The organism is Limosilactobacillus ingluviei DSM 15946, assembly GCF_001435775.1.
In the GTDB taxonomy this organism is placed as follows: Bacteria; Bacillota; Bacilli; order Lactobacillales; family Lactobacillaceae; genus Limosilactobacillus; species Limosilactobacillus ingluviei.
This window is the reverse complement of record NZ_AZFK01000036.1, coordinates 1-10,205: the sequence shown is the minus strand read 5'-3', so window position 1 is coordinate 10,205 and position 10,205 is coordinate 1. Positions and strand designations below refer to the sequence as shown.

Below are 10,205 nucleotides of genomic sequence, written 5' to 3'. Positions count from 1 at the left end.
TAAGACTAGCAATTTTTCATTTTTTCAGACTGTCAACTTGACAGGGTACAGTACCCCCTTTTTCGGCTTCCTTTTTTGTTTTCGGTTTTATGCCAATGGTCTAGCTTTAGTCTCCGTAATTCTGAACTCGGGGCCCCAAGCTTAGTCCCTAATTAAATATGCATCTATCTTAATGATTAATAAATTTAGCACTCATTGTTGTAAGCACTTTAAAAATTGGTATATTAATGACAATGTTGAAGCTGTAATGAAGAAATGATGGAGGAATTCGAATGCGAAAAATCACAACCCGGTCGTTGCTAATGTGCGGCTCTACTTTATTGGGACTTTCCCTGTGGGTGAATGCGGTCAAGGCTGATACGACCACCTCACCAGTGATTGCCAATCAAGCCGTAGTAACCAGCCCACAGTCGCCAACGGCAAGTCAAACTGCGCCGGTACCGGTAGTGACCAACCACGATCAAGCCGCCAAGCCAAGTCAAACCACTGATTGGGCGAACCCAGCTGCTTACCAAGGCAAAGTCCCGGTGCAAATTTTAGGGATCAATGACTTCCACGGTGATTTGGAAATGGGCGGCAAAGCCACGATTGATGGCCACACCTACCAAAATACGGGGACCGCGGCCCGGTTGGCAGTCTATTTAAATGCGGCTGAAGCTGATTTTAAGGCGGCCAATCCGACCGGGACGACGATTAGAGTGGAAGCCGGGGGACATGGTCGGCGCGTCGCCAGCCAATTCAGCCCTACTGCAAGATGAATCGACCATGCAGGCTTTAAAAGCCATGGGAATTTCCATCGGGACCCTAGGTAATCATGAATTTGATGAAGGACTGCCCGAATACTTGCGAATTGTAAACGGGCAAGCGCCAACCAAACAGTACAATGAGGCGGAAATGGCCTACCCGCACGTACCAAGTGGGATTTCGATCATTACGGCGAACGTAATTGACAAACGCACGGGGGAAGTCCCCGATGGCTTGCAGCCATACTTGATTCAAGAAATTCATACTGCCGATGGACGGGTGGTCAAATTAGGCTTTATTGGGATTGAAACGACTTCCTTGCCAATTTTAACCTTGTACGATAATTACAAAGATTACGAAATCTTGGATGAAGCCGAAACGATTGCCAAGTATGATCAAATTCTCCGGCGCCAGGGGGTCAATGCGATTGTGGTGTTGGCCCACACGGCGGTGGCTTCCAGCAATGGTACGACCAAGGGGGATGCGGTCGATATTTTACAAAAATTAAATCAACTAGATCCAGCGAATAGCGTTGATATTTACTTGGCGGCGCACTCTCACCAGTATGCCAATGCCAAGGTAGGCCAAACCCATTTGGTGCAGGCCATTTATACTGGGAAGGCCTATGACGACATTATCGGTTATTTGGATCCAGCCACGAATGATTTTGTTGCCGACAGTGTCGTTGCCCATGTTTATCCGGTCTTGTCAGAAACTGACGATCCGGCGACGCAGGCCGATGCTAAGGTACAAGCGATTGTGGCGGATGCTAACCAACGGGTCGCCCCAATTATTAACAAGCAAATTGGCCAAGCGGCAACCGCTGAAACCATCACCGGGCGGCTGAACAATTCACCAACCATGGAGAATGGCGCCGGAGAAATTGTGGTTGATGGGCAATTATACGAGGCCCGCAAAGCCGGGTTGCCAGCCGACTTTGCGTTGACCAATACCGGGGGCGTGCGTGCCGACATCGTGGTGGGGCCAGATAAGTCCATCACGTGGGGGGCTGCCCAAGCCGTGCAACCCTTTGGTAACATTTTGCGCGTGGTGGAAATGACGGGTGACCAGATTGAAGCTGCCTTGAACCAACAATATGATGAAGAGCAAAAATTCTACTTGCAGATTGCGGGCTTGAAGTATACGTATACTGATCAGGCCGATCCTAACCAACCATACCGGGTGGTGCAAATGTTTAAATCCGATGGGACTCCGTTGCAAGCCGATCAAACTTACCACGTGGTTATCAACGACTTTTTAGCCGGAGGCGGGGATAGTTTCACGGCCTTTAAAGACACCAAGCTGGTGGGGATTGTCGGCCAAGATACAGAAGCCTTTATTGATTATATTACCGACATGACCAAGCGGGGGACGCCAATTCAAATGCCGGCCCTCGACCGGAAGGTGTACCTGACTGCGGCCCAAGTCGCGGCCCTTAAGCCGGCTGGTGAAGGAAAAACAACGGTGCAGCAACCAACGCCGTCACCGGCGCCAACCGGCTTGACCCCGTTGTTAACGGATGCGCCAGTTGAGCTGCTAGCGGCTGCTCAAGCGCCTGGACAGCAAGCCCAAGCAAGCGTCTCCCAAACTACAACTACCCAAGCTACGCAATTGCCGCAGACCGGGACGGCCCCGAATTATTGGGCGCTGGCCGGTTTAACATTATTAAGTCTCCTGGGGATTAAAGCGCCGGTTCGGCGTCAATAATTAAAAAGCATTTGGTGCCAACTAGAGGGCACCAAATGCTTTTTGCTTACTTCGCGTTGCTTTCTTCGAATTTAGTCTTAATGTAGTCCGCAGAGACTTGCAACTTGGCAAGTTCCTCATCGGTCAAATTCAATGGCACCCGGGCAAGGATCCCATCGGCCCCCACAATGGCAGGGTAGGAAAGGTAGAGACCGTATTCTGCTACGTAGTTAGAAACAGGCAGTTCACTGTGGGCATCTGAGAAGATCGTTTCAACCAGACGCACCGCCGCAGTTGCAATTCCATAGCTGGTATATTTCTTACCGTAGAAGACTTCAAAGCCACCCTCGCGGGCTTTTTTATCCAGGTCGACTAAGTCCAGCCCCTTTTCAGCCGCAATTTCGGTAATGGGCTTTCCCAATACCCGGACGGTTGACCAAGCCGTAAATTGGGAATTGCCGTGTTCGCCAAGGTTATAACCAACGACGGAGCGCGGATCAAGGTCTAACACCTCAGCCACCGCGTGCTTCATGCGCGCCGAATCCAAGAGCGTCCCCGTCCCAATCACGTGTTCCTTAGGTAAGCCGGTTCCTTCTTGGTACAGCATGGTAATCACGTCTACCGGGTTGGTAATCACCACCAACTTACCGTGGAAGCCGGCCGCTTTGATTTGCTTGGCGACTGCTTTTACTTGTTGGCTGGTGTATGGCAACTCCGCAAAGCGATCGTTGTCTGGATTGTCTTGGAGTTTAATATTCCCCAGCGCCGACACGATGATATCAGTATCAGCCAACTCCGCGTAATCGTTGTAGGTGACTTCTACGTGGTGTGGCAGGTTGGCCATGGCATCTTTAAAGTCAATCGCGTCAGCTTTGACCTTGCCTTCGTTTAAGTCAAACAAGACTAACTTATCAACTAAACCAGCCACAACCAAGTGGTGGGCCACCGTTTCGCCGACGTGGCCATCCCCGATTACAGCAACCTTTCGTGACATATCATCAACCCCTTGATTTAATTAATCTTTAACTTAATTCTAATTTAACATTTAAAAGGGATAATAACAAGCGAAAAAGCGGTTTCTGCGGTAGAATGAAAATAGATTGGAGGAATGAGCATGAATCTAACGACGGCAATTCAATTACGGCAGGCCAACCGGGAGTTTAAGGCGACCCCGGTTGCCCCGGATCAGCTGGCAGCTTTGAGTGAAGCCGCCAGCTACGCGCCAGTAGCGCGAGGGCGGTACAATGAATACTTACTGACGATTGTAACCGATCGCCAGGTGATTGATGAGTTGGAAGCTGCCGATACGGGGCACCCCTTTTATGGGGCCCCGGTGGTAATGGTGTTATCAACGACCTTAACCAATCAGGCGGGTTACCTTAGTGCGGGGATGATCGCCCAAAATATTGAGCTCAAGGCCAGTGAGTTGGGCCTGGCCTCATGCACGATTTTAGGGGCGCTCAAGGGCGGGATTGAAAGTTCAGTCGCCGCCCGCACGGCGCTTGGCTTGCCAACCGATTATGTACCGGTGGTCGCCATCGCGATCGGTCATCCGGCGCATGAATTAAAACCCCGTCACTTTGTAACGGATCGCTTGCGGACGATTACTTTGACGCCTGACCAAGCCTAAAAAAAGAGAGGACCAATCACCACTGGTAAAATTAGGCCTGGTGATTGGCTCTCTCTTTTTAATTTAGGTCGGCTAAATCCCGTTTGAAATACTTCTTTAAGTACCGGGCGACCCCGGCGTGATCGTTGTCATACTCGGTTTGGTCATCCGCCACGGCTTTGATGACCGCGATGGCGTTTTTCATTGCCACCCCGCGGCCGGCGTAATCCAACATTTCCAAGTCATTATGCTCGTCCCCAAAGGCAATGATGTTTTGACGCTCAATTTGGTAGAATTTAGCGACGTGGTCCAAACCATCTTCCTTGTGAATGCCGCGGTGAATCAATTCCATGATTTCATAAGGTCCGCCCCACACCCGGGGTTCGACCAGTTGGCCGTAGCGTTGGTCGATTTGGTTTAAGACGCGTTGCTTTTGTTCAGGGGTGTATTCAATGGTCAGGGCAATCGGGTCGTTTAACAGGTTTTGCGCGTTTAGGTACTGGTCTTGGCGTAAAGTGGTGGGCAAAAATTCTGGTAACATATCAGTTGGATGATCGGCCCACACGTGAAGTTTATCTTCGGCGACTAAGGTTTTTAACCCCAGCTCGTCTTTGGCATCCAACAGGTCTAAACTCATTTGCCGGGAGACCTTCGCAATTTTTTCTCCCGCCCACTTTTGGTGGGGAATGTGAGTCAAGGCCCCATTAAAGTTCACCATCGGCGAGGTCAAATGGAGCTGGTCGTAGATCCGTTGGGAAATCAAGTAGGGGCGGCCGGTAACAATCACGACTACGTGGCCCGCCCGTTCCAGTTGGTGGAGCGTAGCAATCGTTTCAGCATCAAGTTGCGAATGGCGGTTTAACGTGGTGCCATCCAGGTCCAAGGCAATTAAGTGGCGTTGCATAGCAGTCGTCCTTTCGTTTCAGCGTGCTAACTATTATACCACGAAAGGAAATGATTGCGTCACATGAAGCAGGGCGGTACAATGGATCGGAAACTAATTTGGAAGGAACGATGCAATTTGCAATTACCCGCTGCCTTTATTGAAAAATACCAACACCTGCTCGGCGCGGAGGCGCCAGCCTTTTTAGCGACCTTTGACCAACCGAGTCAAAGTGGTTTTCGGACCAATCCGCTCAAAAATGGTCAGCCGACGGCCAGCATCGCGGCCGCCAGTGGCCCGACTACGCACGTTAAAAATGGTTGGTTTGGCAAAGTCAACGGTAAAAGCTTGGACCACGTAACCGGCTGGGTGTACAGTCAAGAACCATCAGCGATGACCGTCGGCGAAGTAGTTGCACCACAGCCGGGTGAGCGGGTTTTGGACCTGTGTGCGGCTCCCGGGGGCAAGAGCACCCATTTATTGGCCCAAATGCACGATACGGGCTTATTGGTTGCCAACGAAATTTTTAGCAAGCGGGCGAAAATTTTGGCGGAAAACCTGGAACGGTGGGGGGCGAAAAATGCGGTCGTAACTAATGAAGCCCCGGATCAGTTAGCGCCTCATTTCTCCCAGTTTTTTGATCGGATCTTGGTGGATGCCCCGTGTTCTGGGGAAGGGATGTTTCGCAAGGAGCCGGCGGGAATTGAATATTGGACTCCCACCTACCCGGCCGAGTGTGCCAACCGGCAAAAGAAAATCTTGGCTTCAGCGCTGACGATGTTGAAGCCGGGCGGGACCTTGGTTTATTCAACGTGTACCTTTGCGCCGGAAGAAGACGAACAAGTCATTGCCTGGTTACTCAAAGAATATCCGCACTTAGCCTTAGTCCCGATTGAAAAGACCGCAGGAATGGACGATGGTCGGCCAGCGTGGGCCGATGGCAATCCGGCTTTGACCAAAACTTGTCGCTTGTTTCCGCACCATTTTGCGGGGGAAGGCCACTTTATTGCGAAGTTGGTTGATCAACGGCCAGCGCCGGCCCCTAAACCAGCCCGCAAAAATAAAAAGCGCCAAACCAACGGCGCATTACGGTTGAGTAAGGCCGAATTTGCCTTGGTCCAAGCGTGGTTTGACCAAGTGGTACCATCGTTTGAGCTGGAGCGGCTGGTTAAATTTGGCGATCAGGTATATGCAGTTCCCACGGCGATGCCAACATTGAATGGCTTGTCGGTTTTGCGGCCGGGTTTGCACTTAGGAACGTTGAAAAAACGCCGCTTTGAACCGGCCTTAGCACTAGCCTTGGCCTTGGCGCCGGAGCAAGTGACAAAGCGGGTAGCTTTAACCATGGAACAGTGGCGGGCATACGTCCACGGGGAAGCCTTACCGTTTGAAGCTCCCGATGGCTGGGCGTTAGTCGTGTGTCAAAATCACAGTTGTGGTTGGGGCAAGGTTGCCAACCGGATTCTGAAAAATTTCTACCCGAAGGGGTTGCGTTTCTAAGGCGAGACTAAAAAAAGAGCGGGAATCCCCGCTCTTTTTTTAGGATTCGCTCTTCCTTTGGCTGGTGCGTTGCCGCCAAAAATTGGTTAAGTTACTGTCCCAAACCGTTTCGATTTGGCCAGCGTCTGCGGTCGTCTGAATGCCCAGCAAAGCATACAACCGTTTTAGTTCCCGGGTCCAATGGCTGAGCTCTTGATCAAGCCCGGTTTCACCTTGGCGCAATAAGCAATGAAGGAAGTAACCCGCGACCCCGGCAGCCTTGGCACCAAGGGCCAGACTCTTCATCACATCCAGCGGGGAAGTAATCCCACCGCTGGCTAAGATCGTTGGGCGGGTGCTTGCTGCTACCCGGCGGGCTTCCAAGAGACTTTCGGGAGTCGTCAGGCCAAAATCATACAGGTCCGCAAAGGATTCCTCATGATTGCGGCGGTCTTCGATCATGGCAAAGTTTGTCCCGCCGCGGCCGGCAACGTTTACGATGGTGGCTCCCAGTTCTGCCAATTCTTGAATGGATTGGCTGGTCATCCCAAAGCCGACCTCTTTGATAATTACGGGGACTGGAAGGTGAGTGATGATCTCGCGAAGGTGGTCCCGCCACAGAAAAGCCCGGTCGCCTTCGGGCATGACGGTTTCTTGGGCGGCATTCAGGTGAATTTCCAAGGCATCGGCCTTGATTAAATCCACCGCCGCTTGGGCCTGGGCTAAATTGGCACCGGCGCCGAGGTTAGCGAAGAGCAGGCCGGTGGGGTTTTCTTCCCGCAAGCAAGTAAAGGAGGCTTTGGCAGCCGGATCCTTAAAGATGATGCTCATGGAACCGGTCGCCATGGCTAAGTGATGGCGCTTGGCTAGCCGGGCCAATTGGCGGTTGATGCGGGTGGATTGCTGACTGCCACCCGTCATGGCTTCGATAAAGAAAGGCTGCGTTAACGTCAGCTCGCCAACGGTGGTCCTTAAATCGACCGCAGCGACCGTCGTCTCGGGTAAGGCCTTGGGCATTAGCCGGACTTGGTCGAAGGGATGCTCAGCATGGCTTAAGGCGTATTGCTTTTCAGCCAAGGAGAGGTGTTCGACCTTGCGGTGGGCTTGAATTGATTCCATAACGATCCTCCGGGAGCTTAGGGTTCAGCAACAAAATGGACGGTCAGGGGCAAGCGCTCGATGCCCGCTCGTTGCCAAGCATTGGTCAGTTCGGCTAGGTTAGCTTGGTGGTCAATCGCGACAATGCCGCAGTCCCCACCACCCGCGCCAGAAGTCTTGGCCGCACCACCAAATTGTTCCGCAATTTGGCAGAGCTGCTTGAGTAAGGGCGTTTCGATGGCGACCCCGGATCGCTTCGCCAGGTTTACCAACAGAATTCGATTGGTCCGAATCTGATCTTGAATGGCCGATAGATTATTGGTTTGGAAGCCGGCAATCATCGCTTTTAAACACCGCCGGCTGTTTTCCAAGAATTGGTGGTATTCTGCTTGGTGCTCAGCTTTAAAGAGCGCAATTTTGTCCACTAATTGAGAAGTGGAGGCTGGCTTGCCGGTCCAGCCGATCACTAATTTTAAGCGCTCCGGGACTTTTAATGGTTCAATGGCTAAATTGGGCCAGGGGAGTTGTAACAACGTCGGTAGGGGTAAAATGGCCCGTTGGTTGGCCAGCCACTGCCGGTCAAATGAATGATAGGCAATCCAACCGCCGTAAACCGACGCGGCCACATCGCCCAAGGAACCATTGCCCTGGACGGAGAAGTGCGCGATTGCGGCCAGCTTAAAGGTTTGGGCCTTGCTAACCGTCAATTGATAAAATTGGCAAAGCGCTTTGACCGTGGCAACGGTGACCGCAGCAGAAGAACCCAACCCATATTTGCGACCACTTTGGTTGTCTAATTGACTGTCGATTTGCATTTTAAAGACCCGCAAGTCCCGTCCGCAGGCTTTGGCATACTCTTCAGTTACGGCAATGGCTGCCAAAATATAAGAAAAGGGGTTGTCGCGTTTGTCAACCACCAATTGGTCCCCCTGGCGGCGCCACGATAAGGCACTGTTTTGGTATTGTTGGCTGATGATTTGGCCAGTCGGTCCATCAGTCTCAGAAATTGTACAAGTGACAAATTGGTTAAGGGCAACAAGAATCGCCGGGTAGCCGTTTTCAACCACGGCGTACTCCCCGGCGATATATAATTTGCCTGGTGCTTTTGCGGTAATCAAATTAAAGAATCCCTCTCATCTGTTAATTCCTCTACCCCCGGCCCAGGTTTAGCGACGGCCAGGTGGTCAGCGCCAAACTGGGGGGTGAGGGCCGTTAATATCGTTTCCCGGTCACGACGATCATAAATTACTTTCACGTTCGGACCAGCATCCATCGTATAATAACAGCTTACGCCCGTTTCTCGCAAGTGATCAATGGTTTCCATTGCTTTAAGCGTGGCGGCATTAAAATAGGTGAAGCCAGGGTCAGCCGCTAAATTCAAGGCGTGCATCCGGAGCGCATTGGTTTGGGCTAAGTGCCCGATTTGATCAATATCTTGGGCGGCAATCGCCAGCTTCATGGCTGCCATGTCATGCGCGACCACTTCCCGCCAAGTGGGATAGTAAGGCGAGGTGGCCACAACGTGTTGCATGCCCCGGCGGCTGCCGATCTTTTTTTGGCGCGTATCCAGGAGAATCGCCAGCATTTCCAAACCAAAATCAACGTGTTCTTGAATCGGTTCGGCAAAGGATGATTGGTCATCATGACCAGCGTGCCATTCAACCAAGCCCCCGAAGATTGAGCGGGTTGCCGAGCCCGAGCCCCGCCGCGCTAAGCGGGACAGCTCAGTGCGGGACGGGTGCAGCCCCTGAGCCCAACTGGCCGCCGCCGCGAGGGCCGCAAAGGCCGAAGCCGAAGAAGCTAAACCGGCTGCCATCGGGACATTATTAACCGATGCCACCCGGGCAAAACAACCTTGGGGACGGACCAGGTCTAAAAATTGGCTGACGCGTTGGGCCACTTTAGGAGCGGCCGGTGCCTGGTCGATTTGAATTTGGTCGGCTGCTAACGTAGGATCAAATTCAACGCTAGTGGTGGTGTAGAAGCGATCCAAGGTGAGGGAAAGGCTGTCCGTTTGGGGCAGCATCAAAGTGGGATCCTTTTTCCCCCAGTATTTAACTAAGGCGATATTGGTATGCGCACGGGCGGTTGCTTTCATCATGAAGTATCCTGCTATATAAAATGTAGAACAACATAGAAGAGTAACCCTTTTATGCTGTTAGAAAGAATATAGTTTCCCTTTCTTAATTTTATTCATCATCGTTAAAACGCCAGTTTTCCCGCTCACCCAACTTGGGATCAGCGACAGGGACCGACTAGAATGACATCCAGGGGAAGTGGTTTCCCCAGAGCCAGTGGCCTGGCTCCATGATAACTTAAAGCAAAGCTAACAAATTAGCGACCGCATTTGCATCGCGGTCTAGCGTCGCGCCACTCTGGTAACAGATATATTCATCATGTTTTGTATGATGCTTGTGATTACCAACCAAAGTGACCTTATCATCGCCTTGCTTGATATGACCACAAACGGAGCAGCGTTGGGTACTCGGGTAGAAACGATCCGCTACCAGCAAATTTTTCCCGTACCACTCACACTTGTAGGTCAGAACCTGGCGAAAATACCCAAACATGGAACGCTGAAGCCCTTTGGCCGCCACGTGACTCATCTGCATCCTTTTGACCGCTAAGTCCTCAATCACGATCTGATCGTAAGTGCAGACCAATTGGGTCGTAAATTTTTGCATCAAGTCGTGCTGGACGTTGGCC

10 protein-coding genes are annotated in these 10,205 nt (G+C 51.7%); 4 read left to right on the top strand and 6 right to left on the bottom strand.

Going from position 1 to position 10,205, the window contains the following annotated elements:
• The first annotated feature begins 272 nt into the window (after window positions 1-272).
• Window positions 273-758, top strand: a complete 486-nt coding sequence (locus FC43_RS11350) for a hypothetical protein (protein ID WP_235807590.1) — start codon at window positions 273-275, stop codon at window positions 756-758.
• Window positions 759-765: 7 nt separating this feature from the next.
• On the top strand, window positions 766-2,451 hold the full coding sequence (locus tag FC43_RS05005) for a bifunctional metallophosphatase/5'-nucleotidase (RefSeq protein WP_235807589.1): 1,686 nt from the start codon (window positions 766-768) through the stop codon (window positions 2,449-2,451).
• Between the two features lie 46 nt (window positions 2,452-2,497).
• Here the strand turns inward: FC43_RS05005 and FC43_RS05000 are convergent, their stop codons facing one another.
• The gene (locus tag FC43_RS05000; protein ID WP_019205627.1) at window positions 2,498-3,424 is read right to left on the bottom strand and encodes an L-lactate dehydrogenase; all 927 of its coding nucleotides are present in this window, start codon (window positions 3,422-3,424) and stop codon (window positions 2,498-2,500) included.
• Between the two features lie 120 nt (window positions 3,425-3,544).
• On the opposite strand from FC43_RS05000, the gene FC43_RS04995 reads away from it, so the two are divergent.
• Entirely contained in the window at window positions 3,545-4,060 is a 516-nt protein-coding gene (locus FC43_RS04995; protein ID WP_056954604.1) for a nitroreductase family protein, read from the top strand.
• A gap of 58 nt (window positions 4,061-4,118) precedes the next feature.
• Here the strand turns inward: FC43_RS04995 and FC43_RS04990 are convergent, their stop codons facing one another.
• Window positions 4,119-4,943 (bottom strand): Cof-type HAD-IIB family hydrolase, encoded by an 825-nt coding sequence (locus FC43_RS04990; RefSeq protein ID WP_056954602.1) that lies wholly within the window; start codon window positions 4,941-4,943, stop codon window positions 4,119-4,121.
• 117 nt (window positions 4,944-5,060) lie between these two features.
• On the opposite strand from FC43_RS04990, the gene FC43_RS04985 reads away from it, so the two are divergent.
• Window positions 5,061-6,422, top strand: coding sequence for an RsmB/NOP family class I SAM-dependent RNA methyltransferase (locus tag FC43_RS04985; protein ID WP_056954600.1), 1,362 nt, complete (start codon window positions 5,061-5,063; stop codon window positions 6,420-6,422).
• Between the two features lie 39 nt (window positions 6,423-6,461).
• On the opposite strand, the gene fni is transcribed toward FC43_RS04985, so the two are convergent.
• From fni to FC43_RS04965, 4 genes are all read right to left on the bottom strand, one after another.
• Window positions 6,462-7,520 (bottom strand): type 2 isopentenyl-diphosphate Delta-isomerase, encoded by a 1,059-nt coding sequence (gene fni, locus FC43_RS04980; RefSeq protein WP_056954598.1) that lies wholly within the window; start codon window positions 7,518-7,520, stop codon window positions 6,462-6,464.
• A gap of 17 nt (window positions 7,521-7,537) precedes the next feature.
• Entirely contained in the window at window positions 7,538-8,617 is a 1,080-nt protein-coding gene (locus tag FC43_RS04975; RefSeq protein WP_056954596.1) for a phosphomevalonate kinase, read from the bottom strand.
• Window positions 8,614-9,597, bottom strand: a complete 984-nt coding sequence (gene mvaD, locus FC43_RS04970; RefSeq protein ID WP_019205621.1) for a diphosphomevalonate decarboxylase — start codon at window positions 9,595-9,597, stop codon at window positions 8,614-8,616. The genes FC43_RS04975 and mvaD overlap by 4 nt, the downstream gene beginning before the upstream one ends.
• Window positions 9,598-9,814: 217 nt before the next feature.
• Window positions 9,815-10,205, bottom strand: a 391-nt coding sequence (locus FC43_RS04965) for an RNA-guided endonuclease InsQ/TnpB family protein (protein WP_156648281.1), incomplete at its 5' end; no start/stop codon positions are given.

What these genes read in the sequence shown, in the direction of transcription:
- FC43_RS11350 (WP_235807590.1), top strand. Translation starts at nt 273, where the DNA reads ATGCGAAAAATCACAACCCGGTCGTTGCTAATGTGCGGCTCTACTTTA.
- FC43_RS05005 (WP_235807589.1), top strand. Translation starts at nt 766, where the DNA reads ATGCAGGCTTTAAAAGCCATGGGAATTTCCATCGGGACCCTAGGTAAT.
- FC43_RS05000 (WP_019205627.1), bottom strand. Translation starts at nt 3,424, where the DNA reads ATGTCACGAAAGGTTGCTGTAATCGGGGATGGCCACGTCGGCGAAACG.
- FC43_RS04995 (WP_056954604.1), top strand. Translation starts at nt 3,545, where the DNA reads ATGAATCTAACGACGGCAATTCAATTACGGCAGGCCAACCGGGAGTTT.
- FC43_RS04990 (WP_056954602.1), bottom strand. Translation starts at nt 4,943, where the DNA reads ATGCAACGCCACTTAATTGCCTTGGACCTGGATGGCACCACGTTAAAC.
- fni (WP_056954598.1), bottom strand. Translation starts at nt 7,520, where the DNA reads ATGGAATCAATTCAAGCCCACCGCAAGGTCGAACACCTCTCCTTGGCT.
- mvaD (WP_019205621.1), bottom strand. Translation starts at nt 9,597, where the DNA reads ATGAAAGCAACCGCCCGTGCGCATACCAATATCGCCTTAGTTAAATAC.